This window comes from Streptomyces sp. TSRI0281 (assembly GCF_001905125.1).
In the GTDB taxonomy this organism is placed as follows: domain Bacteria; phylum Actinomycetota; class Actinomycetes; order Streptomycetales; family Streptomycetaceae; genus Streptomyces.
Window position 1 is genome coordinate 59976 of record NZ_LWLE01000006.1, and the last position, 22475, is coordinate 82450.

A 22475-nucleotide genomic window follows, 5' to 3' on the forward strand; every position below is an offset into this window, starting at 1 on the left:
GGGCGGGGCGCCTGCGGCGGGCTCGTCTCCCCGCCCCGCCCCTTCCCGAAACCGGGGCTCCGCCCCGGACCCCGGTCCTCAATCGCCGGACGGGCTTGAATGTGCCCGGAACGCGGTGGGAAGGCCGGACGGGCTTGAAGTTGCCCGCGACTCGGTGCAGGAGCCGGACGGGCTTGAATGTGCCCGGGACGCGGTGGGAAGGCCGGACGGGCTTGAAGTGTCGGATGTCAACAAGGAGGCCCTGTGAGTACGCCCTATCCCTTCACCGCGATCGTCGGGCAGGACGATCTTCGGCTCGGGCTGTTGCTGAACGCCGTCAGTCCGGCTGTCGGCGGGGTGCTCGTGCGGGGTGAGAAGGGGACCGCCAAGTCCACCGCCGTGCGGGCGCTCGCCGCGCTCATGCCGGAGGTCTCCGTGGTGCCGGGCTGCCGGTTCTCGTGCGACCCGGGGGTTCCCGATCCGGCGTGTCCCGATGGGCCCCACGGCGACGGAACCGGCGTGTCGCGGGCCGCGCGGACCGTGGAGCTGCCCGTCGGGGCGTCCGAGGACCGGCTCGTGGGCGCGCTGGACATCGAGCGGGCGCTCTCCGAGGGCGTGAAGGCTTTCGAGCCGGGGCTGCTCGCCGACGCGCATCGCGGGATTCTGTACGTGGACGAGGTCAACCTGCTCCACGACCATCTGGTGGACCTGCTGCTGGACGCGGCGGCCATGGGTGCTTCGTACGTCGAGCGCGAGGGCGTCTCCGTACGGCACGCGGCGCGTTTCCTGCTGGTCGGGACCATGAACCCCGAAGAGGGCGAACTGCGGCCGCAGTTGCTGGACCGGTTCGGGCTCACGGTCGAGGTGGCCGCGTCCCGTGACACCGACCAGCGGGTCGACGTCGTGCGGCGCAGGCTCGCCCACGACGACGATCCGGTCGCCTTCGCCGCCCGCTGGGCCGACGAGGAGTCCGCGCTCAGGGAGCGGATCGTCGCCGCGCGCGCCCTGCTCCCCCGTGTCGTGCTGGGCGACGGCGTGCTGCGGCAGATCGCGGCGACCTGTGCGGCGTTCGAGGTCGACGGCATGCGTGCCGACATCGTGATGGCCCGTACCGCGACCGCCCTGGCCGCGTGGGCCGGGCGCGAGGAGGTGCTCGCCGAGGATGTGCGGCAGGCCGCGCTCCTGGCGCTCCCGCACCGGCGCCGGCGCAATCCGTTCGACGCGCCCGGTCTGGACGAGGACAAGCTGGACGACACGCTCCGGGAAGCCGCCGAGGACCGGAACGACGGCGAGGCCGGCGGCGAGGGGGAGGGCGACAACGACCCGGACCCCGACGGGCCGCACCCGGACGGCCCCGGTGACGGGGGCGACGACGGTGGTGGCGGTGGCGTGCCGCCGCAGGCCGACGGGAGCGACACGCCGGGGCCCGCGCACGAGGGCAGCACCGACGCGCCCGGACGTTCCGCCGGTGCGGAGCAGCAGCCCGTGGCCTCGGCCGAGCCGTTCCGGACGAAGATGCTGAGCGTGCCGGGGCTCGGCGAGGGTGCTGCGGGGCGGCGGTCCCGGGCCCGTACCGAGCACGGCCGTACGACCGGGTCGCGGCGCCCGCGGGGTGCCCTGACGAAGCTGCACCTGGCGGCGACCGTGCAGGCTGCGGCGCCGCACCAGCACGCACGCGGACGGTCCGGGCGCGGCCTCGTCGTGCGCCGCGACGATCTGCGGCAGGCGACGCGCGAGGGGCGCGAGGGCAATCTGGTGCTCTTCGTCGTGGACGCCTCCGGTTCGATGGCGGCCCGGCAGCGGATGAGCGCGGTGAAGGGTGCGGTGCTCTCGCTGCTGCTGGACGCGTACCAGCGGCGGGACAAGGTCGGCCTGGTCACCTTCCGGGGCAAGGACGCCGAGGTGGCGCTGCCGCCGACCTCGTCGGTGGACGCGGCGGCGGCGCGGCTGGAGTCGCTGCCGACCGGGGGCCGTACGCCGCTGGCCGCCGGGCTGCTGAAGGCCCATGACGTCCTGCGGGTGGAGCGGCTGCGTGATCCGTCGCGGCGCCCGCTGCTCGTCGTGGTGACGGACGGCCGGGCGACCGGCGGCCCCGAGCCGGTGGCGCTCGCCGGGAGGGCCGGGCGGCTGCACCGCTCCGAGGGCACCGCGTCCGTCGTCATGGACTGCGAGTCGGGGATCGTACGCCTCGGGCTCGCCGCACAACTCGCCCGGGATCTGGGGGGTACCGCCGTCACGCTCGACGAGCTGCGGGCCGACTCGATCGCCGGGCTCGTCAAGGACGTCACCACAGCCGGAAGGGCCGCGTAATGCCACAGGGACAGCCGACATCCGTACCGGACGACGGGCTCACCACCCGTCAGCGGCGCAACCGTCCGCTGCTGTTCGTCCACACGGGCATCGGCAAGGGGAAGTCGACGGCTGCCTTCGGACTCGCGCTGCGGGCCTGGAACCAGGGCTGGCCGATCGGGGTGTTCCAGTTCGTGAAGTCGGCGAAGTGGAAGGTCGGCGAGGAGAACGCGCTGAAGGTCCTCGGGGCCAGCGGCGAGGGCGGCACCGTCGCCTGGCACAAGATGGGCGAGGGCTGGTCGTGGGTACAGCGCGACAACCAGCTGGACAACGAGGAGAAGGCCCGTGAGGGCTGGGAGCAGGTCAAGCGCGACCTGGCGGCCGAGACGTACAAGCTGTACGTCCTGGACGAGTTCGCCTACCCGATGCACTGGGGCTGGATCGACACCGACGAGGTCGTCGAGGTGATGCGGAACCGTCCCGGCACCCAGCATGTGGTGATCACCGGGCGCAACGCTCCGGACAAGCTGATCGAGGCCGCCGATCTGGTGACCGATATGTCGAAGGTCAAGCACCCGATGGACGCCGGTCAGAAGGGCCAGAGGGGCATCGAGTGGTGACTGTTCCCCGTCTGGTCATCGCCGCTCCGGCGTCCGGCAGCGGCAAGACCACGGTCGCCACGGGGCTGATGGCCGCGTTCGCCGCGCGCGGGCTCGCGGTCTCCCCGCACAAGGTGGGCCCGGACTACATCGATCCGGGCTACCACGCGCTGGCGACCGGCAGGCCCGGCCGCAACCTCGACGCGTACATGTGCGGGACCGGTCTGATCGCCCCCCTGTTCGCGCATGGAGCGGGCGGCTGCGACCTCGCCGTGGTCGAGGGCGTCATGGGGCTGTACGACGGTGCCTCGGGGCAGGGCGAGCTGGCCTCCACCGCCCAGGTCGCCAAGCTCCTGCGGGCGCCCGTCGTCCTGGTCGTCGACGCCTCCTCGCAGTCCCGTTCCGTCGCGGCCCTGGTGCACGGGTTCGCGTCCTGGGATCCCCAGGTACGGATCGGCGGCGTGATCCTGAACAAGGTGGCCTCCGACCGCCACGAGGCGCTGCTGCGCGACGCGCTGGACGAGTCGGGGCTGCCGGTGCTCGGGGTGCTGCGGCGGGCCACGCACCTGGCGACGCCCTCGCGCCACCTGGGCCTGGTGCCGGTGGCCGAGCGGCAGACGGATGCCGTCGACGCCGTACGGGCGATGGGGGAACGGGTGCGCGCGGGATGCGATCTCGACGCGCTGATGGCCCTGGCCAGGTCGGCTCCCCCGCTGCCGGACGAGGTGTGGGAGCCGGAGCGTCACCCGGCGGCCGGGACCGGAGCCGGGCCCGTGGTGGCCGTGGCGGGCGGGGCGGCGTTCACCTTCGCCTACGCGGAGCACGCCGAGCTGCTGGCGGCGGCGGGCGCGGAGGTCGCGGTCTTCGACCCGCTGCGCGACGAGAAGCTCCCGGTGGGCACGGCGGGCCTCGTGATCGGCGGCGGGTTCCCGGAGATGTACGCCCCCGAGCTGTCGGCCAACGAGCCGTTGCGCAGGGCGGTGACCGAACTGGCGCTGAGCGGTGCTCCGGTGGCGGCGGAGTGCGCGGGGCTGCTGTATCTGGCGCGCGAGCTGGACGGGCGGCCGATGTGCGGGGTGCTGGACGCCGAGGCCCGGATGTCGGAGCGGCTGACGCTCGGCTACCGGGAGGCGGTGGCGGTTTCCGACAGTTCGCTGGCGGTGGCCGGGACCCGGATGCGCGGTCATGAGTTCCACCGGACGGTACTGGAACCGGGTGCCGGGTCCACTCCCGCGTGGGGCATGCACCAGCCGGAGCGGCGTGTGGAGGGCTTCGTCCAGCAGGGCGTGCACGCGAGCTATCTGCATACGCACTGGGCGTCCTCGCCCGGGGTGGCGCGGCGCTTCGTCGAGCAGTGCGGCGGGGCCGGCCGGGTGTGAGGCCGGCCGGGCGCGGACTAGTCCGCGATGCCCACCACCAGCCAGATGAAGCCCACGCCCCCGACCGTGCACAGCAATGTGGAGCGGGCGGGATGGTCGTGGTGTGCCTCGGGCAGAATCTCTGCGGCGGCCAGGTAGAGCAGCGCGCCGCCGAAGAAGCCGAGATAGCAGCCGAGCAGTTCCTCCGGAAGGGTGAACAGCAGTGTCGTAGCCGCGCCGACGATCGGTGCCAGGGCGTCCGCGAACAGCATGAAGAGCGCCTTGCGGCGGGCGTTCCCGTAGAGACTGGTGATGGTGTACGTGTTGAAACCGTCGGCGAAGTCATGAGTGATCACGGCCAGTGCGACGGCGGCGCCCATGCCTCCGCCGATCTGGAACGCGGCGCCGAGCGCCACTCCGTCCATCAGGCTGTGGCCCACCATCGCGGCCGCCGCCGTCAGGCCCACCTGCGGCACACGTTCCTCCCCCGCCCCGTGTGCCGCCTGGCGTACGGCGAGCAGCCGCTCCACGAGATGGGCCACCAGGAAGCCGCCCACGAACAGCAGCAGGGCGGCGGGCACACCGAAAACCGGCTCGCCCGCCGCCTCGACCGCCTCCGGCAGCAGATCGAGGCCGACCACGCCGAGCATCAGCCCGCCCGCGAAGCCGAGCACCAGGTGGCGGCGGTCGGTGACGCGTTGAGCGACCCAGCCGCCGGCCAGGGTCATCAGGAACGCGCCGAGCGCGACGAACACCGCCATGGGCCCTTGCTAGCCGATCGACCCCCGTGCCCGCATCTCAGGTCACCCTGACCGACGCCCTGCCCGCACGCCCCGTCACACCCGAACCGTGAACACCGGGCCCGTAGCACCTGCCCCCGCAACACCCGGCCCCCGGCCGGCGTACGAAAGGACTCCGCCCATGACCGGAGCAGCCTCCGCCCCCCTCCCCGTGCCCGTCACCGGGACGCTCGTCGTCGGGGTCGGTGCCCGCCGCGGCGCCCCGCTCGACGAGGTGCTCGGTCTGATCGAGGCGACCCTGCGGGCCGCCGGACTGCGGATAGCCGATGTCGTGGAGCTGGCGACCGTCGTGGCCAAGGCCGCCGAGCCGGGGATCGTCGGGGCCGCGGCGCGGCTCGGGGTGCCGCTGCGGACCCATCCGGCCGAGGCGCTGGCCGGGGTCCTCGTACCGAACCCCTCGGGTGCGCCGGGCGCGGCCGTGGGCACGCCTTCGGTCGCGGAGGCCGCCGCGCTGATCGAGGCGGACGAACTGGTGGTCGCGAAGACGGCATCGACGCGCCGGACGGGCCGGAAGGGGGCGGTGACCTGTGCGGTGGCCCGACGCATTCCGGCCACCCTCATGGCTCCTGACCGGAAAAGTTCCACCCCGACGGTGACGGACGGGGCGGACCCCTTCACCATGGCAGCCATGAATCCCCCCACGCAGCACGTCGAGAGCGCCGGGCCCGATCTCCGGCACCACGGTGACGCGGAGGTACGCGACCGGAATCTGACCGACCTCGCGGTCAATGTACGCACCCATACGCCGCCGGAGTGGCTGCGGCAGCGGATAGCGGCATCGCTCGTCTCCCTGGCCTCGTATCCGGACGGGGCGCCGGCCCGGGAGGCGGTCGCCGGGCGGCACGGGCTGCCGGTGGACCGGGTCCTGCTGACGGCGGGCGCGGCGGAGGCGTTCGTCCTGATCGCCCGCGCGCTGCCCGCCAGGCATCCGGTCGTCGTGCACCCGCAGTTCACCGAGCCGGAGGCGGCGCTGCGGGCGGCCGGGCACGAGGTGGGCCGGGTGCTGCTCCGCGCCGAGGACGGCTTCCGGCTGGATCCGGCGGCGGTGCCCGAGGAAGCGGATCTGGTGGTGGTCGGCAATCCGACCAACCCGACCTCCGTGCTCCATCCGGCCGCCCTCCTGGAGCAACTGGCGCGCCCCGGGCGGACGCTGGTGGTCGACGAGGCGTTCATGGATGTGGTTCCCGGCGAGCGCGAGGCGCTGTGCGGGCGTACCGACATTCCCGGGCTCGTCGTCCTGCGCAGCCTCACCAAGACCTGGGGGCTCGCGGGCCTGCGGATCGGCTATGTGCTGGCCGACCCGGTCACCATCGGTCTGCTGGCCGAGGCGCAGCCGCTGTGGCCGGTGTCCTCGCCGGCGCTGGCGGCGGCCGAGGCGTGCATGGAGCCCCGGGCGCTGGTCGAGGCGGCCGAGGCGGCGGACCGGATCACGGTGGACCGTGCCCATCTGCTGGCGGGGCTCGCGGAGTTCGGTGAGGTGCGGGCGGTCGAGCCGGCCCAGGGGCCGTTCGTCCTGCTGCGGATGGAGCGGGCGGCCGAGGTACGGGAGCGGCTGCGGCTGCTGGGCTTCGCCGCGCGGCGCGGGGACACGTTCCCGGGTCTCGGGCCCGAGTGGCTGCGGCTGGCGGTACGCGACCGGGTGACGACCAACCGTTTCCTCCAGGCGCTCGATCAGGCTCTCCAGGCGCTGCCCGGGAGACCTTTGCGCTGAGGCGGCACGTGTCACCGGCGCCTCGCGCCGAGCGGGCCGCCGCGTCGAGGCGCCCCCGCGTCGAGGCGCCCCTGCGGCGAGGCGCCCCTGCGGCGAGGGGCCCCGCGGCGAGGGGCGCCCGCGCAGCGCCCGGCGGGCGAGCGCGGGCCCCCGATCACCCACGATCGGGGGCCCGCGTGGCCTCTATGTCCGCCCGCTGTTCACGCCCGGCGCAGGGCCGAGCGGCCCGCGAAGCGCGCCGAGTCGCCCAGCTCCTCCTCGATCCGGATCAGTTGGTTGTACTTCGCCGTGCGGTCGGAGCGGGAGAGCGAGCCGGTCTTGATCTGGCCGCAGCCGGTCGCCACCGCCAGATCCGCGATGGTGGTGTCCTCCGTCTCGCCCGAGCGGTGCGACATGACGGCCGTCCACCCCGCCCGGTGGGCCGTGTCCACCGCGGCCAGCGCCTCGGTCAGGGTCCCGATCTGATTGACCTTGACCAGGACCGAGTTGCCGACGCCGGTGCGGATGCCCTCGCGCAGCAGCGTCTCGTTGGTGCAGAACACATCGTCGCCGGTGAGCTGGCAGCGGTCACCGACGCGGGCGGTCAGCTCGCGCCAGCCGTCCAGGTCGTTCTCCGCCATCGGGTCCTCGATGGAGAGCACCGGGTAGGCGTCGATGAGCCCGGCCAGGTAGTCGGCGTTCTCCGAGGGAGTACGGCGCACCCCCTCGCCCGCGTAGTCGTACACCCCGTCGCGGAAGAACTCCGACGACGCCGGGTCCATGATCAGGCCGATGTCCGTGCCGGGGCGGTAGCCGGTGCGCTCGATGGCGGTCATCACGAAGTCGAGCGCCTCCTCGGCGGTACGCAGCGCGGGCGCGAAGCCGCCCTCGTCGCCGACGCCCGTGGAGTGCCCGGCGGCCAGCAGATCGCGGCGCAGGGTGTGGAAGACCTCGCTGCCCATGCGGACGGCTTCGGCGAAGGTCTCCGCACCCACGGGCGCGATCATGAACTCCTGGAAATCCAGCGGATTGTCGGCGTGGGCGCCGCCGTTGACGATGTTCATCATCGGCAGCGGCAGGAGGTGGGCGCCGGCGCCGCCGAGGTAGCGGTAGAGGGGCTGCCGGTGGGCCGCCGCGGCGGCCTTGGCGGCGGCGAGGGAGACGCCGAGGATCGCGTTGGCGCCGAGCCGGGACTTCGTGGCGGTGCCGTCGAGGGCGACCAGCGCGGCGTCGAGACCCGCCTGGTCCGCCGCGTCCCGGCCGCGCACGGACGCCGCGATCTCCCCGTTGACGTGGGCCACCGCCCGGTCGACGCCCTTGCCGTGCCAGCGCGCGGAGTCCCCGTCGCGCAGTTCGACGGCCTCCCGGGCACCGGTGGAGGCGCCGGAGGGGACAGCCGCGCGCCCCAGGGACCCGTCCGCCAGGACGACATCGACCTCGACCGTGGGGTTGCCCCGGCTGTCGATGATCCGGCGGGCGGTGACGGTCTCGATGGCGGCATCGACGGTGCCGACTGCCTGTGCGGACATGGGAGTTCCTTCCCGTTGTCATATGCCGTGGCCCCGGCTGCGACAACGCTGGCGCTGAGCCCGACTACACCAAACCCTACAGCAATGCTGATCAGTTTGGCTGTACAGCATTGCTGTGCAGGTCAGGTGCACAGCTTTGCTGACCAACGGGGTAAAGTGCCCTATGCCCACCTCGGAAGCCGCCGCCATCGCCGCCGAACTGCGCACCGCGATGGGCAAGCTCACCCGACGCGTCAAACACGAGGACCGCATCCCGCTGGGCCAGGTCGCCGTGCTCGGCGCGCTCGACCGCGACGGCGCCATGACCACCAGCGACCTCGCCGCCGATCAGCGCGTACGCCCCCAGTCGATGGCACGGGCGGTGGGGCTGCTCATGGAGCAGAACCTGATCACGCGCCGGGCACACCCCACGGACGGCCGCAAGTCGCTGGTCGAGCTGTCGGACGCGGGCCGGGCCGCGCTCGAAGCGGAGCGTGGCCGCAGGGCCGGCTGGCTCGCGCAGGCCATCGAGGCCGAACTCACGGATGAGGAGCGCGAGTTGCTGGCACGGAGCGCCGCCCTGCTGGAGCGGCTCGCCACACGCTGAGCGCCGCCCTGCTGGAGTGGCTCGCCACACGCCGAGCGCCGCCTAGCTGGAGCGGCTCGCCACACGCCGAGCGCCGCCTAGCTGGAGTGGCTCGCCACACGCCGAGGGCCGCCCCGCGCCCGCCAGGGATCGGGACAGCCCTTGGGCCGCCTCCGCGAGGCAGCGTGCACCCCGAGGGGCGGCGCTCCTCCCGCGAACGCCGCCCCTCAAGCCCCCTCCCAGGCCCCCGGACCCAGATTCTCGGACCCCCCGGTCCTCCCCTCCCCTCCCCTCCCCCTCCCTCTCGGGTCGGATCAGCCCTGGGTACGCCTGCGGGCCATCACCGTCGCCCCGGCGCCGACCGCCAGCAGCAGCGCCGCACCACCCGCGATGTACGGCGTGGCGGAGCTGCCACCGGTCTCGGCGAGGTTCTCCTCGGCCGGGCCCGCGCCGGAGCCGGTCTGGGTCTTCACATCCGGACCGTCACCCTTGTCGCCGCCCGTCGAGCCGCCACTGCCCGACGCACCGCCGTCACTCGCACCACCGCTGCTGGAACCACCGTTGTCCGAACCGCCGTCGGTACCGCCCGGCTCCTCCGTCTTCTTCGGCGTCTCGCAGGTCGCCTCGGCCAGCGTGACGTCACCCTGCACATCGGCGACGTTGAGCTTGAGCGGGTTCACGGAGACCCGGAGCTGGAGCGCGGCCGCCGCCGCGGTCCGCGAGGTGGTGCTGGTCTTCGACAGGTCCAGGATCACCTCGCCGACGCCCGGCACCGCCACCCGGGTCGTGCCGCCCGCGGTGAGCGTGACCTTCGTACCGAGGACCGACACATGGCCCAGCACGTTCGACTCCGCGACCGGCTTCCTGCCGACCTCGCAGACCGCCTTGGAGGTGACCTTCTCGACCTCGATGAGCGGGAGCAGCGGCAGTCCGGGCAGATGCACCCGGGCCTTCGCCAGATTGCTGTACCCCTGCGCCCTGTGCTTGTCGACGGTGGCTTCGGAAGTGGCCACATCGGCGCGCAGCACACTGACCGGCTGCCCGCGGTCCACACCGTCGACCTTCACGCTGAGCGCGGTCTTCTCCGCGCTGGCGGGGGCCTGTACCTCGTTGAGCGTGGCCTTGAGCGGAACCTCGATCGTCTTGTTCAGGAGGGAGACATTCAGTGCGGTACGGAGCACGACCGCGCTCGCCCTGCCCTCGCCGGTGGTCGTGGTCGTCGCGGTGGCGGCCTGCGCGGGGACGGCGACAAGCAGGGCGACGGGAGCGGCGGCGACCGCCAGGGCAGCGAGACGGAAGGTGTTGCTGTTCAAGATGGTGGAACCCCCACAAGAGACATGGAGCCACCGGCGCCGTCCAATGGGGGACATCGCGTGCGCCGGTGGCCTCGACTCCGTGAATCTTTACGTACGGAGGGTGAACTGGCGGATACCTGCGGTGAGTTCACCCCAAAGAGGGGTTTTAGCGTGCGTATTCGAATCTTTCGTCAGATGCGTGGCACGTGCGTTCCTGGGCGTCACCCGTTTCACCGAGCGCGAGCGGTACGGGTGTTGACCGCGCCGGGGTACCGCAGAAGTGACTCAACGAGCCGGAGGCTCCTGCGGACACTGCCTGTCAACACAGCACCCCGGCCGACCGCACCCGGCCGCTCAGCCGATCACGCGCCCGTTCAGCACGACGTGGCGGGGCGCGGCCAGCACCCGTACATCCGCGCGCGGATCCTCGTCGTACACGACCAGATCCGCCGGGGCCCCCTCCTCCAGAACCGGCCGCCCCAGCCAGCGCCGGGCGCCCCAGGCCGTCGCGGCGAGGGCCTCGCGGGGCGGAATGCCGGCCTTCACCAGTTCGGCGACCTCCGCCGCCACCAGACCGTGGGCCAGCGAGCCGCCCGCGTCGGTTCCGACATAGACCGGGATCCCGGCGTCGTACGCGGCACGCACGGTGTCGTAGCGGCGCTCGTACAGCCGGCGCATATGGGCGGACCAGCGAGGGAACTTGGCCTCGCCGCCCGCCGCGAGATCGGGAAAGGTGGCGATGTTGACCAGCGTCGGAACGATCGCCACACCGCGTTCGGCGAAGAGTGGAATCGTCTCCTCGGTCAGGCCGGTCGCATGCTCGATGCAGTCGATCCCGGCCTCCACCAGATCGCGCAGCGCCGCCTCGGCGAAGCAGTGCGCGGTGACGCGGGCGCCCAGCCGGTGCGCCTCGGCGATGGCCGCCTCGACCTCGCCGCGCGGCCAGCAGGCGGTCAGATCACCGTCGTCCCGGTCGATCCAGTCGCCCACCAGCTTCACCCAGCCGTCCCCGCGCCGGGCCTCCCTGGCGACATAGGCGACCAGGTCGCCCGGCTCGATCTCATGGGCGTAGTTACGGATGTACCGGCGGGTCCTGGCGATGTGCCGGCCGGCCCTGATGATCTTCGGCAGATCCTCGCGGTCGTCGATCCACCGGGTGTCGGACGGCGATCCGGCGTCCCGGATCAGCAGCGTGCCGGCCTCCCGGTCCGTGAGCGCCTGCTTCTCACTCGTCGCCGCGTCGACGGGGCCGTGCCGGTCGAGGCCCACATGGCAGTGCGCGTCGACCAGACCGGGCAGCGCCCACCCGGTGACGGTCACCGCGTCGTCCGCGCCCGGTGGCCGCTCGTACGTGATCCGCCCGCCCACGGCCCACAGCTCGTCCCGGATCTCGTCCGGACCGACGAGCACCCGCCCCATCACCCGCAGCACCCGCTGCTCCTGATCACTCATACGCGGCACTGTACGAGGCCCTCGGTACCCTCGACGGAGCACTGTTCGTGCGCAGAACCGCTGACCGAACCGAAGAGAGCACCACCGTGACGCACCCCTTCCTCGACCTCGCCCCGCTCACCGCCGCGCATTTCGCGGCCATCGAGCGGCGGGTGGCCGGTCTTCTCGCCACGCAGCAGGACATCGTGATCATGCAGGGAGAGGCGCTGCTGCCCCTGGAGGGCTGCATCCGGGGCGGCGCCCGGCCCGGCTCGACCGCGCTGAACATCGTCACGGGCCCGTACGGGCAGACCTTCGGCAACTGGCTGCGGGACTGCGGTGCCCGGGTCATCGACCTCTCGGTGCCGTTCCACGCGGCGGTCACCGCCGACCAGGTCGCGCAGGCGCTCGCCGCCCACCCGGAGATCGACTTCGTCTCGCTGGTGCACGCGGAAGCGGCCACCGGCAACACCAACCCGGTCGCGGAGATCGGTGAGGTGGTCCGGGCCCACGGCGCGCTGTTCATGCTGGACGCCGTCGCCTCGGTGGGCGCCGAACCGCTGCTGCCGGACGTGTGGGGCGTCGACCTGTGCGTGATCGGCGCACAGAAGGCGATGGGCGGACCGGCCGGGGTGTCGGCGGTGTCGGTGAGCGCGCGGGCCTGGGAGCGGATCGCCGCCAACCCCGCGGCTCCGCGCCGCTCCTACCTCTCCCTCCTGGACTGGAAGGAGCGCTGGATCGACGGTGGCCGCAAGGCGCTGCCGCACGCCCCGGCGCAGCTGGAGATGCTGGCGCTGGAGGCGTGTGCGGAGCGGATCGAGGCCGAGGGCCTGGATGCGCTGATGGCCCGCCACGCCTCGGCCGCGGCGGCGACCCGGGCGGGCGCGGTGGCGCTCGGCGGCGGTCTGGAGCCGTACGTCCACGAGGCGCGGGACGCGGCTCCGGTCGCCACGACGCTGCGCGCCCCGTCGGGGGTCGACGCCTCCTCGCTGGTCGCGCAGGCGCTCGCGGCGGACCCCTCGCTGCCGCTCATCGCGGGCGGCGGGGCGTTGTCCAAGGAGATGATCCGGGTCAATCACTACGGGGTGGATGCGACGCGGGGTGCGGTGCGCTCCTCGCTCGCGGCCCTGGGGGCGGCGCTGGCCGATACGGGCCGGCAGGTCGACTTCGAAGCTGCCCGCAAGGCCGTTTCGGAAACCTGGCCGAGCGAATAGATTCCCCAACACCCCCGCCCTGCACGCATCACCCGGCGGACCAGAATTAATGAATGCGGGGAGCTGCTTTATCGAAAGCAGCTCCCCGCATTCTTCTGCCCGCTTTCCGTCACCCTAAACGCTAGGATTCCGTGAACATGGATCCTCGTAATTCATCCGCATCTCCTGAGAGTTACAAATCTGTGACCGACTCCACATCGCGACTGAAATGCCGGAAAAATTCAGGTCACATGGTGAGAAATCGCAGCCGATTCGCGCGAGAGCACGCGCCCGCGTGATAGCACAACAGCACCGTTGACCCAACCCCTCGCCTCGATGCGATTTCGAAATTTGCTGGGTAAATTCAATTCACATGACCGCCGCACCAGCAGATTTTGCCCGTGCCCGAAGTGAATTCCTCAGAATCGACACCCCACGAGTGGAGGACGGAGCCGCGCTCTGGCGCATTGCCCGCGACTCCGAGGTCCTGGACCTCAACTCCTCGTACAGCTACCTGCTGTGGTGCCGTGACTTCGCCGCGACCTCCGTGGTCGCCCGCGACGAGAACGGCGAGCCCATCGCCTTCGTGACGGGATACATCCGGCCGGACCGGCCCGAAACCCTCGTCGTCTGGCAGGTGGCCGTCGACCACGGCCACCGCGGGAAGGGCCTGGCCGCCACGCTGCTGGACGCGCTGACCACGCGGGTCGCCGCAGACCAGGGCCTGGCCCTGGTCGAGACGACCATCACCCCGGACAACACCGCGTCCGACCGGCTGTTCACCTCCTACGCGCAGCGCCACGACGTGTCCCTGGAACGCGAGGTGCTCTTCGACAGCGGACTGTTCCCCGAGGAAACGCACCTGCCGGAAGTGCTGTACCGCATAGGCCCGTTCCACGCCTGACGCGCGCCGCGCCCACCGGACGCAGCGCCTGTCGCACGTCGCGGCCGCCGGACGCAGCGCCCGACGCACGCCGCACCCGACGCACACAGCGCCACAGCCCGCCGCCCCGATCCGCCCAGGAACCGGAGCTGCCCCACCGACCCGCCGACGCGGCCCGACCGACACCGCGTCGACGCCACGATCGTCCGCGCCGGACCGACCCCCCGGCGCGTCCCGGACCACGCTTCCACGCCGGAAGCAGGCTTCACAGCCACCCGTCGCACCCTTCTCGACCAGGAGACCCGCTGTGACCATCACCCCGCCCGCCCTGAGTGTCTTCGAGACCCTGGAGTCGGAGGTACGGAGCTACTGCCGCGGCTGGCCCGCGGTGTTCGACCGCGCGCAGGGCGCCCGGCTGACCGACGAGGACGGCCACTCGTACCTCGACTTCTTCGCCGGTGCCGGATCGCTCAACTACGGCCACAACAACCCGGTGCTGAAACGCGCGCTGATCGACTACATCGAGCGCGACGGGATCACCCACGGCCTGGACATGGCGACCACCGCGAAGCGCGCGTTCCTGGAGACCTTCCAGAACGTGATCCTGCGGCCGCGCGACCTCCCGTACAAGGTGATGTTCCCCGGCCCGACCGGCACCAACGCCGTCGAGTCGGCGCTCAAGCTGGCCCGCAAGGTCAAGGGCCGCGAGTCCGTCGTCTCGTTCACCAACGCCTTCCACGGCATGTCGCTCGGCTCGCTCGCCGTGACCGGCAACGCCTTCAAGCGGGCCGGCGCGGGCATCCCGCTGGTGCACGGCACGCCGATGCCGTTCGACAACTACTTCGACGGCACGGTCCCCGACTTCCTCTGGTTCGAGCGGCTGCTGGAGGACCAGGGCTCCGGGCTCAACAAGCCCGCCGCCGTGATCGTGGAGACCGTCCAGGGCGAGGGGGGCATCAATGTCGCCCGCGCCGAGTGGCTGCGCGCGCTCCAGGAGCTGTGCCACCGCCAGGACATGCTGCTGATCGTCGACGACATCCAGATGGGCTGCGGCCGTACCGGTGGCTTCTTCTCCTTCGAGGAGGCCGGCATCGTGCCGGACATCGTCACCCTGTCGAAGTCCATCAGCGGCTACGGCATGCCCATGTCGCTCTGCCTGTTCAAGCCGGAGCTGGACATCTGGGAGCCGGGCGAGCACAACGGCACCTTCCGCGGCAACAACCCGGCGTTCGTCACCGCCGCCGCCGCGCTCGACGCCTACTGGGCCGACGGCCAGATGGAGAAGCAGACGCAGACCCGCGGCGAGCAGGTGGTGCAGTCGCTGCTGGCCATCTGCGCGGAGGAGCCGACCGCGCAGTTCCGCGGCCGCGGCCTGGTCTGGGGCATGGAGTTCGCCGACCCGGCGCGCGCCTCGGCCGTCTGCGCCCGCGCCTTCGAGCTGGGGCTCCTGCTGGAGACCTCGGGCCCGCAGAGCGAGGTCGTCAAGCTGCTGCCGCCACTGACCATCACCCCCGAAGAGCTGGACGAGGGCCTGCGCACGCTGGCCCGCTGCGTCCGCGAGACGGCCTGACCCCATTACCCCTGGGGCAGGCGGTACGAAAAGTAACTCCCACCGCACAGAGAAGTTGTAGAGAGAAAGGCACCGACTCACCGTGATCGTCCGATCGTTCAGTGACATCGAGAACACCGACCGGCATGTGAAGGCCGCATCCGGCACCTGGGAGAGCAAGCGCATCGTGCTCGCCAAGGAGAAGGTGGGCTTCTCGCTCCACGAAACCGTGCTCTACGCGGGCACGGAGACCTCGATGTGGTACGCGAACCACATCGAGGCGGTGCTCTGCACCGAGGGCGAGGCCGAGCTCACCAACGACGAGACCGGCGAGAAGCACTGGATCTCGCCCGGCACGATGTATCTGCTGGACGGGCACGAGCACCACACGCTGCGGCCCAGGACCGACTTCCGCTGTGTGTGCGTCTTCAATCCTCCCGTCACCGGACGGGAGGACCACGACGAGAACGGTGTCTACCCACTGTTGACCGAGGAGGGCTGAACCATGACCACCGATGTACGCGCCGACCTGTACCCCTCGCGCGGCGCCGCCGAGATGACCACTCCCCGCCAGGACCCGGTCATCTGGTCCGCGCCCGGCGCACCGGGGCCGGTCGCCGTGAAGGACCTCCAGGGGTTCGAACGCGACGGCTTCCTCACCGTCGACCAGCTGATCACGCCGGACGAGGTCGCCGTCTGCCACGCCGAACTGACCCGGCTGATCGCCGATCCGGCGGTACGCGCCGACGAGCGCTCGATCATCGAGCCGAAGTCGCAGGACGTACGGTCCGTCTTCGAGGTCCACAGGCTCAGTGAGGTCTTCGCCCGGCTGGTGAGCGACGAGCGGGTGGTGGGCCGGGCCCGCCAGATCCTCGGCTCGGACGTGTACGTCCATCAGTCGCGGATCAACGTCAAGCCGGGCTTCGGGGCTTCGGGCTTCTACTGGCACTCGGACTTCGAGACCTGGCACGCCGAGGACGGTCTGCCGAACATGCGGGCCGTGTCCGTCTCGATCGCCCTGACCGAGAACTTCGACACCAACGGCGGGCTGATGATCATGCCCGGCTCGCACAAGTCGTTCCTCGGCTGTGCGGGCGAGACGCCGGAGGACAACTACAAGAAGTCCTTGCAGATGCAGGACGCCGGCACCCCGTCCGACGAGGCGCTGACGAAGATGGCCGACCGGCACGGCATCAAGCTCTTCACGGGGCGGGCCGGTTCGGCGACCTGGTTCGACTGCAACTGCATGCACGGCTCGGGCGACAACATCACCCCGTACCCGCGCAGCAATGTCTTCATCGTGTTCAACAGCGTGGAGAACGCCGCCGAGGAGCCCTTCGCGGCTCCGGTCCGCCGCCCGGAGTTCATCGGGGCGCGGGACTTCACCCCGGTGAAGTAGCGCCGGGAGCGGGGCCGGTGGGGGGGCGGGGTGGTGTCCCGCCCCGCCCCCCCCACACTGCCATAACCGGCTGGACCGGGGCCCGGTCAACGGCGAAGGTATGGCCCATGACCTCACACGTACGTCACCTCACCATCGACTGCGCCGACGCGTACAAGCTGGCCGGTTTCTGGTCCGAAGTGCTCGGCTCGCCCCTCTCCGACGACGACGTCCCCGGTGATCCCGAGGCGCTCGTCGAGGCCCCCGGTGCCGCGCTGCTGTTCATCACGGTGCCCGAGCCGAAGAGCACCAAGAACCGTCTGCACGTCGACATCCAGCCGCACGACCGCTCCCGTGACGAGGAGGTCGAGCGGCTGCTGGCGCTGGGCGCCACGATGGTCGGCGATCACCGCAAGCCGAACGGCCGGGGCTGGGCGACGCTCGCGGACCCGGAGGGCAACGAGTTCTGTGTGGAGTGCAGCGCCGCCGAGCGAGCGGCACTGACCGGAACCCGGCTGCCGGTCACCGCGGACGATGTGACCACGGCGGTACGGCTGTCGGTGGACGCGCTGGGCACGGCCCCGGCGGACGGCTGGCAGGTGCCCGCAGGGACCCTGGAGTGGGACTGCTGGGAGACGGTGGAGCATCTGAGCGACGATCTCTTCGCGTACGCGGTCCAGTTGGGCCCGCGCACACCGCCGCTAAACGGCGAGGTCCCCTACCGGTGGGCCGCCGAGCGCGCGGGCGGCCCGGCGAACGCGGTCTTCGCGGACCGCGCGGCCGGTGCTGCCGGGCTGCTGCAGACGCTGGAGGCGAGCGGCGCCCTGCTGGCCGCGATGGTGCGGACGACCCCGCCCGAGGTCCGCTCGTACCACTCGCACGGCGTCTCCGACCCGGAGGGGTTCGCCGCGATGGGCATCGTGGAGACCCTGGTCCACACCCATGACATCGCCGAGGGACTGGGCATCTCCTGGGCGCCGCCCGCCGCCCTGTGCGACCGGGTGCTGGCCCGGCTGTTCCCCGAGGCTCCGTCGGACGAGGACCGGTGGACGGCCCTGCTGTGGTCCACGGGCCGCACCGAGCTGCCGGGCCGGCCGCGCCGCACCTCCTGGAAGTGGCACGGTGCGCCGCTGGGCTCGGACCCGGCGGCCGGCGCCTGACGGTGGGAGATCCGGCGCCGGACCGGGCCGGCCCCGGTTCGGCGTGCGCGGCCGGTCCTCAGACCGTGTCCAGCGCCGGGTAGTCGGTGTACCCCTCGGCCCCGCCGCCGTAGAGCGTGCCGGGGTCCGGGACGTTGAACGGGCCGCCCGCGCGCAGCCTGGCCGGCAGGTCCGGGTTGGCGAGGAAGAGCAGTCCGTAGGAGATGAGGTCCGCGATCCCGTCGTCGACCACCGTGTGGTGGTCGGGCCCGGTCGGCCCGTCCGACAGGACGTTGATGATCAGCGTACCGGTGTACCGCTTGCGCAGCGCGAGCGTCAGCTCACGGATCTCCACCGCTTCCAGGACGTGCAGATAGGCGAGTCCCAGCGGGTCGATCGCCGCGGCCAGGGCGGTGTAGGCGGCTTCCGGGGCGGGCTCGTCGATGCCGTTGTACGGGTTTCCGGGTGAGATGCGCAGCCCGGTGCGCTCCGCGCCGATCTCCGCGGCGACCGCCTCCACGACGGCGACGGCGAAGCGGATGCGGGCCTCGTCCGAGCCGCCCCACTCGTCCTCGCGCAGATTGGTGTTGGGCGCCAGGAACTGGTGGATGAGATATCCGTTGGCACCGTGCACCTCCACCCCGTCGAAGCCCGCCTCGACGGCGTTGCGGGCGGCGGTGGCGAAGTCCGCGACGGTCGCGCGGACCTCGTCGCGGGTCAGTTCGCGCGGCTCCACGAACTCCTTCGGCCCCTCGTGGGTGAAGGCGTTGCCCTCCGCCCTGACCGGGGAGGCACCCACCGGCACCAGCCCGTCCGGCAGCAGGACCGGGTGGCCGATCCGTCCGGTGTGCATGAGCTGGGCGAAGATCCGGCCGCCCCGGGCGTGCACGGCGTCGGTGACCTTGCGCCAGGAGGCGATCTGCTCGGCGCTGTGCAGACCGGGGGTGTCGGAGTAGCCCTGGCCCACCACCGACGGCTGGATGCCCTCGGTGATGATCAGCCCGGCCGAGGCGCGCTGGGCGTAGTACTCGGCGGTGTCGGCGGTGGCCGTGCCGCCCGCGCCGGCCCGGCTGCGGGTCATCGGTGCCATGACGATGCGGTTGGCGAGCTGCGTACCGGAGAGGTCGATCGGGTCGAACGCGGTGGTCATGGGAGCTCCCGGAGAATATATGTGGTCGGCCAAGCATTCGCGCCGTTCGTCACTGTAGCGCATTACTTGGCCGACCAAGGTAAAGTTGGGAGACGCTGCCGGGGCATCATCGGACTCGCCGTAGCCCCGCCCCGAGGAGCCCCTGATGAAGACCGCCCACGCCGGCCCGGCCGACACCACCGCGACCCCCGGAACCGGCGTTGCTGCCGATGCCGCCGACACCGCCCCCTGTACGGACGCGCTGCCGAGCGCGGCGCGCGGCGGCCCCCTGAGCCATGCCGTCTCACGGATCGCCCGGCTGCACCGGATCACGGCGGGCAAGCTGCTCAAGGGGCTGGACCTCTACCCCGGTCAGGAATTCCTGATGATGCACCTGTGGGACGCGGGTGCGGTCCGGCAGTCGGAGCTGATCAAGGCGCTGGACCTCGACCCCTCCACGGTCACCAAGATGCTCCAGCGCCTCGAACAGACCGGGCATGTGCGCCGCCGCCCCGACCCGGCCGACCGGCGGGCGGTCCTCGTCGAGGCCACGGACGACAGCTGCGCCCTGCGCACCTCGGTGGAGGCGGCGTGGACGAATCTGGAGGAGCACACCCTGGCGGGCCTCGGCCCGGAGGAGCGTGCGGAGCTGGCCCGGCTGCTGGCCAGGGTCGAGGCGAATCTCTGCGCGGAGGCCGAGGGCTGCCCCGGACTCGCCTGAGCCCGAAGCCCCGTACCCGTACCCGTACTCACGCTCGCGCCGCGCCCACCCGAGCCCGCCCGAGCCGCCACGCACTTCGCCGGCCCGGACCAGGACGCCCCCGCTCCGTCGGCGGGAACCACGACGTCCCCGTTCCGCCGGCTCGGGCCAGGACCGTCCGTACTCCCCTCCTCTCCCCCGCTCAGGACAGGGCGTCCAGCGCCCGGTCCACGTCCGCCTCGGTGTTGTAGAGGTGGAAGGCCGCCCGCAGATTGCCCGCCCGAGCCGAGACCATGACTCCGGCCCTGGCCAGATCGGGTTCACGGGCGCCGAGCCCGGGCACGGCGACGATGGCCGATTCACCGGGAACCGCCTTGTGGCCGATCCCCGCCAGGCCCTCGCGGAACCGGGCCGCGAGCCCGGTGGCGTGGGCGTACAGGGCATCGGTGCCGACCTCAGCCAGCAGGGCCAGGGAGTGCTCGGCCCCGTGGTACGCGAGGAAGGCGGGCGGTTCGTCGAATCGGCGGGCGGAGGGGGCGAGCCGCTCGATCGGGCCGTAGGTGCTGTTCCAGGGGTCCTCGGCGGCCACCCAGCCGACGAACACGGGCGGCAGGGACGCCTGCGCCTCCTCGGTCACGGTGAGGAACGACGCGCCCCGCGGGCAGAGCAGGAACTTGAAACCGCCGGTGACGGTGTAGTCGTACGCCCCGGCGTCCAACGGGAACCAGCCCGCCGACTGGGTGGCGTCCACCAGTGTCCGGGCACCGTACGAGGCGGCGGCCGCCCGGACGGCGGCCAGGTCGGCGACCCTGCCGTCGGCGGACTGTACGGAGGAGAAGGCGACGAGCGCGGTCTCCGGTCGCACCGCGTCGGCGAGGTCCGCGAGCGGGACGTACCGCATCCGCAGGTCGCCGCGGAGCGCGAACGGGCTGACCACCGAGCTGAACTCGCCCTCGGGGACGAGCACTTCGGCGCCCGGGGGCAGCGAGGCTGCGATCAGCCCGACATGGACGGTGACCGAGCCGCCGGTGGCGACCCGGTCGGGGCCGACACCGGCCAGCCCGGCGAATGCGCTCCGGGCGGCCTCCACCGCTTCGAAGCTGCCCGCGCCCGCCCCTCGGCCGGACGCGTTGTGGTCCGCGAGCGCCTTGACGGCCCGAACGGTGCGGCGGGGCAGCAGTCCGCTGGTGGCGCTGTTGAGGTACGTGGTCTCCGGCGCGAACTCGGTGGCCGCCGCCTGGCTGAGGCTGAGCGAAGTGATCTCCATGGCCCAAGCCTGAAGGCCCCTTAAGTCATAGTCAATTGCCAGGATTCAAGGGGCATACCCAAGCGATTCTTATGGAATGGGGCTCAGGTCTGCGGGACCTCGCAGGCGCCGTCCGGGTCACAGGCGGCCCCGTCCTCGCCGATCGCGGTCAGCGCGGTGGCCGGACGGTCCTTCCACGCCTGTTCCAGCGCCTTGAGGAAGACCTCGGACGGCTGGCCGCCGGAGATCCCGTAGCGCCGGTCGAGCACGAAGAACGGCACGGCGTTGGCGCCCAGCTCGGACGCCTCGCGCTCGTCGGCCCGGACGTCGTCCGCGTACGCCTCGGGGTCGGCGAGCACCGCGCGGGCCTCCTCGCCGTCCAGCCCGGCCTCGACGGCGAGCCGGACCAGCTCGTCGTCGTCGAAGACGGAGCGCTCCTCGGCGAAGTTCGCCCGGTAGGCGAGGGTCAGCAGCGCGTCCTGACGGCCGCGCGCCTTGGCCAGGTGCAGCAGCCGGTGGATGTCGAAGGTGTTGCCGTGGTCGCGTCCCTCGGTGCGGTAGCCCAGCCCTTCGGCCTGCGCGTTGGCCGCGACATTGGCCTCCATGGACGCGGCCTCCGCACGGGTGCGGCCGTACTTCTGCGCCAGCATGTCGATCACCAGCGCGGTGTCGCCCTTGGCCCGGCCCGGGTCGAGCTCGAAGGAACGGTGCACCACCTCGACCTCGTCGCGGTGGGCGAACTCCGCCAGGCCCTTCTCGAAACGGGCCTTGCCGATGTAGCACCACGGGCAGGCGATGTCGCTCCAGATCTCGACGCGCATGACTCTTCCGCTCTCCAGGGTCTCGGGTGGTACGGAGGGCTCCTCCGCACACAGGTCGAACAACGGAAGGGGACCTGCTGATTCCCGAGCGGGACATCCCCGTCACACAGGACGGGCGCAGGTCGAGGGGGGGTCCGTTTCGCTCCCCCTTCACCGTCCCGCACGTGACGGGAGCCGACCACCGCACGGGACCAGGAGAAGAGATCTGCGGCCCGGGTGCCGAAACCGGCGCCTCCCGCGCGGCAGCGGCGGATCGGCACTTGTCACCTGGGCTGCTCAGCCGGACTTGGTGTACGTGAGCTGCTCGCCGCTGTCCGCGTTCTCGCGACGCAGGGAGCCGTCCGGGAGCAGGGTGAGCGTGGTGGGCGGGCCCGCGGTGCAGGACGACATGGGTTCACCGACGGCGACCGTGGAGGGGCCGACCTCGACGGGTCCGCCCGGGGACGGTTCCGCGGTCAGGATCGCCTGGAAGACACAGTGGTACGAGCCGCCGTTGTCGAGCGGTCCGTCCGCGGTGAGACTGAGGACGGTCCGGCCGACGGTGCCCTGCTGGATGACGAGCTCCCGGGTGGAGCGGCCCGCGGCGTTGTCGATGGCGCCCGACCAGGTGCCGAGGTATCCGGCCGGGATGGAGCCGTCGCCGTCCCCCTTGTCGTCGGCCGGGTTCGACTCGGCCGGGTTCGACGCGGCCGGTTTCGCCCCGGGCTGTTCCTTCACGGCCTGTTCCTTCCCGGAGTCCGGGCCGCGCACCAGTTGGACGACGACGAAGGCCAGCGCGACGGTCAATACGGTGATCGTGGTGATAAGCGCCCATCTGCGCGTCATGAATTCCCTCAGGAGGTGCGGCGTAAATGTGTCACTGGTAATCACGAATCCGACCCTGAAGTGGTTCAGTGTGCACG

20 protein-coding genes are annotated in these 22475 nt (G+C 71.9%); 12 read left to right on the plus strand and 8 right to left on the minus strand.

The genetic code is table 11. From position 1 onward, the window contains the following. The first annotated feature begins 243 nt into the window (after positions 1–243). From A6A29_RS12985 to A6A29_RS12995, 3 genes are read left to right on the plus strand one after another with little or no spacing between them, the layout of a single operon-like run. Positions 244–2289 (plus strand): putative cobaltochelatase, encoded by a 2046-nt coding sequence (locus tag A6A29_RS12985; protein WP_073720215.1) that lies wholly within the window; start codon positions 244–246, stop codon positions 2287–2289. Further along, positions 2289–2888, plus strand: coding sequence for a cob(I)yrinic acid a,c-diamide adenosyltransferase (gene cobO / locus A6A29_RS12990; protein WP_073720216.1), 600 nt, complete (start codon positions 2289–2291; stop codon positions 2886–2888). Before A6A29_RS12985 ends, cobO begins: the two co-directional genes overlap by 1 nt. Continuing rightward, complete coding sequence (locus A6A29_RS12995; RefSeq protein WP_073720217.1) at positions 2882–4246, plus strand: cobyrinate a,c-diamide synthase; 1365 nt, start codon at positions 2882–2884, stop codon at positions 4244–4246. Before cobO ends, A6A29_RS12995 begins: the two co-directional genes overlap by 7 nt. A gap of 17 nt (positions 4247–4263) precedes the next feature. Here A6A29_RS12995 and A6A29_RS13000 read toward each other — a convergent pair whose 3' ends face one another. Further along, the gene (locus tag A6A29_RS13000; protein WP_073720218.1) at positions 4264–4986 is read right to left on the minus strand and encodes a ZIP family metal transporter; all 723 of its coding nucleotides are present in this window, start codon (positions 4984–4986) and stop codon (positions 4264–4266) included. Positions 4987–5146: 160 nt separating this feature from the next. On the opposite strand from A6A29_RS13000, the gene cobC reads away from it, so the two are divergent. Next, the gene (cobC, locus tag A6A29_RS13005; protein WP_073720219.1) at positions 5147–6736 is read left to right on the plus strand and encodes an Rv2231c family pyridoxal phosphate-dependent protein CobC; all 1590 of its coding nucleotides are present in this window, start codon (positions 5147–5149) and stop codon (positions 6734–6736) included. 200 nt (positions 6737–6936) lie between these two features. Here cobC and eno read toward each other — a convergent pair whose 3' ends face one another. Next, on the minus strand, positions 6937–8244 hold the full coding sequence (eno, locus tag A6A29_RS13010) for a phosphopyruvate hydratase (RefSeq protein WP_073720220.1): 1308 nt from the start codon (positions 8242–8244) through the stop codon (positions 6937–6939). A gap of 163 nt (positions 8245–8407) precedes the next feature. On the opposite strand from eno, the gene A6A29_RS13015 reads away from it, so the two are divergent. After that, on the plus strand, positions 8408–8830 hold the full coding sequence (locus A6A29_RS13015; RefSeq protein WP_073720221.1) for a MarR family winged helix-turn-helix transcriptional regulator: 423 nt from the start codon (positions 8408–8410) through the stop codon (positions 8828–8830). Between the two features lie 293 nt (positions 8831–9123). Here the strand turns inward: A6A29_RS13015 and A6A29_RS13020 are convergent, their stop codons facing one another. Both A6A29_RS13020 and A6A29_RS13025 read right to left on the minus strand, forming a co-directional pair. Continuing rightward, on the minus strand, positions 9124–10122 hold the full coding sequence (locus tag A6A29_RS13020) for an SCO1860 family LAETG-anchored protein (protein ID WP_073720222.1): 999 nt from the start codon (positions 10120–10122) through the stop codon (positions 9124–9126). Positions 10123–10458: 336 nt separating this feature from the next. Beyond that, complete coding sequence (locus tag A6A29_RS13025) at positions 10459–11556, minus strand: amidohydrolase family protein (RefSeq protein WP_079182726.1); 1098 nt, start codon at positions 11554–11556, stop codon at positions 10459–10461. Between the two features lie 86 nt (positions 11557–11642). On the opposite strand from A6A29_RS13025, the gene A6A29_RS13030 reads away from it, so the two are divergent. From A6A29_RS13030 to A6A29_RS13055, 6 genes are all read left to right on the plus strand, one after another. Beyond that, positions 11643–12749: a pyridoxal-phosphate-dependent aminotransferase family protein gene (locus A6A29_RS13030; protein ID WP_073720348.1), complete on the plus strand. Its 1107-nt coding sequence runs from the start codon at positions 11643–11645 to the stop codon at positions 12747–12749. Positions 12750–13101: 352 nt separating this feature from the next. Further along, positions 13102–13632 carry a diaminobutyrate acetyltransferase gene (gene ectA / locus A6A29_RS13035; RefSeq protein ID WP_198953059.1) on the plus strand — a complete coding sequence of 177 codons (531 nt, stop codon included), beginning with the start codon at positions 13102–13104 and terminating at the stop codon, positions 13630–13632. Positions 13633–13918: 286 nt separating this feature from the next. After that, positions 13919–15181, plus strand: coding sequence for a diaminobutyrate--2-oxoglutarate transaminase (gene ectB, locus A6A29_RS13040; protein ID WP_073720225.1), 1263 nt, complete (start codon positions 13919–13921; stop codon positions 15179–15181). Between the two features lie 82 nt (positions 15182–15263). Further along, complete coding sequence (locus tag A6A29_RS13045; protein ID WP_073720226.1) at positions 15264–15662, plus strand: ectoine synthase; 399 nt, start codon at positions 15264–15266, stop codon at positions 15660–15662. A 3-nt stretch (positions 15663–15665) separates the two neighbouring features. Beyond that, a complete protein-coding gene (thpD, locus tag A6A29_RS13050) occupies positions 15666–16559 on the plus strand; it encodes an ectoine hydroxylase (RefSeq protein WP_073720227.1) in 894 nt (297 codons plus the stop codon). A gap of 107 nt (positions 16560–16666) precedes the next feature. After that, positions 16667–17698, plus strand: coding sequence for a VOC family protein (locus A6A29_RS13055; protein WP_073720228.1), 1032 nt, complete (start codon positions 16667–16669; stop codon positions 17696–17698). A gap of 58 nt (positions 17699–17756) precedes the next feature. Here A6A29_RS13055 and A6A29_RS13060 read toward each other — a convergent pair whose 3' ends face one another. Further along, positions 17757–18827, minus strand: a complete 1071-nt coding sequence (locus A6A29_RS13060; RefSeq protein WP_073720229.1) for an alkene reductase — start codon at positions 18825–18827, stop codon at positions 17757–17759. 145 nt (positions 18828–18972) lie between these two features. On the opposite strand from A6A29_RS13060, the gene A6A29_RS13065 reads away from it, so the two are divergent. After that, entirely contained in the window at positions 18973–19527 is a 555-nt protein-coding gene (locus A6A29_RS13065; protein ID WP_073720230.1) for a MarR family winged helix-turn-helix transcriptional regulator, read from the plus strand. A gap of 181 nt (positions 19528–19708) precedes the next feature. On the opposite strand, the gene A6A29_RS13070 is transcribed toward A6A29_RS13065, so the two are convergent. From A6A29_RS13070 to A6A29_RS13080, 3 genes are all read right to left on the minus strand, one after another. Beyond that, positions 19709–20773 (minus strand): aminotransferase class V-fold PLP-dependent enzyme, encoded by a 1065-nt coding sequence (locus A6A29_RS13070; protein ID WP_073720231.1) that lies wholly within the window; start codon positions 20771–20773, stop codon positions 19709–19711. A gap of 83 nt (positions 20774–20856) precedes the next feature. Continuing rightward, positions 20857–21573 (minus strand): DsbA family oxidoreductase, encoded by a 717-nt coding sequence (locus A6A29_RS13075; RefSeq protein ID WP_073720232.1) that lies wholly within the window; start codon positions 21571–21573, stop codon positions 20857–20859. A gap of 276 nt (positions 21574–21849) precedes the next feature. Continuing rightward, the gene (locus A6A29_RS13080; protein ID WP_073720233.1) at positions 21850–22398 is read right to left on the minus strand and encodes a hypothetical protein; all 549 of its coding nucleotides are present in this window, start codon (positions 22396–22398) and stop codon (positions 21850–21852) included. Between the last annotated feature and the right edge of the window lie 77 nt (positions 22399–22475).

Excerpts from the sequence above, each read along its gene's own strand:
- cobO (WP_073720216.1), top strand. The coding sequence starts at position 2,289 with ATGCCACAGGGACAGCCGACATCCGTACCGGACGACGGGCTCACCACC.
- A6A29_RS13000 (WP_073720218.1), bottom strand. The coding sequence starts at position 4,986 with ATGGCGGTGTTCGTCGCGCTCGGCGCGTTCCTGATGACCCTGGCCGGC.
- cobC (WP_073720219.1), top strand. The coding sequence starts at position 5,147 with ATGACCGGAGCAGCCTCCGCCCCCCTCCCCGTGCCCGTCACCGGGACG.
- eno (WP_073720220.1), bottom strand. The coding sequence starts at position 8,244 with ATGTCCGCACAGGCAGTCGGCACCGTCGATGCCGCCATCGAGACCGTC.
- A6A29_RS13015 (WP_073720221.1), top strand. The coding sequence starts at position 8,408 with ATGCCCACCTCGGAAGCCGCCGCCATCGCCGCCGAACTGCGCACCGCG.
- A6A29_RS13025 (WP_079182726.1), bottom strand. The coding sequence starts at position 11,556 with ATGAGTGATCAGGAGCAGCGGGTGCTGCGGGTGATGGGGCGGGTGCTC.
- ectA (WP_198953059.1), top strand. The coding sequence starts at position 13,102 with ATGACCGCCGCACCAGCAGATTTTGCCCGTGCCCGAAGTGAATTCCTC.
- thpD (WP_073720227.1), top strand. The coding sequence starts at position 15,666 with ATGACCACCGATGTACGCGCCGACCTGTACCCCTCGCGCGGCGCCGCC.
- A6A29_RS13055 (WP_073720228.1), top strand. The coding sequence starts at position 16,667 with ATGACCTCACACGTACGTCACCTCACCATCGACTGCGCCGACGCGTAC.
- A6A29_RS13060 (WP_073720229.1), bottom strand. The coding sequence starts at position 18,827 with ATGACCACCGCGTTCGACCCGATCGACCTCTCCGGTACGCAGCTCGCC.
- A6A29_RS13065 (WP_073720230.1), top strand. The coding sequence starts at position 18,973 with ATGAAGACCGCCCACGCCGGCCCGGCCGACACCACCGCGACCCCCGGA.
- A6A29_RS13070 (WP_073720231.1), bottom strand. The coding sequence starts at position 20,773 with ATGGAGATCACTTCGCTCAGCCTCAGCCAGGCGGCGGCCACCGAGTTC.
- A6A29_RS13075 (WP_073720232.1), bottom strand. The coding sequence starts at position 21,573 with ATGCGCGTCGAGATCTGGAGCGACATCGCCTGCCCGTGGTGCTACATC.
- A6A29_RS13080 (WP_073720233.1), bottom strand. The coding sequence starts at position 22,398 with ATGACGCGCAGATGGGCGCTTATCACCACGATCACCGTATTGACCGTC.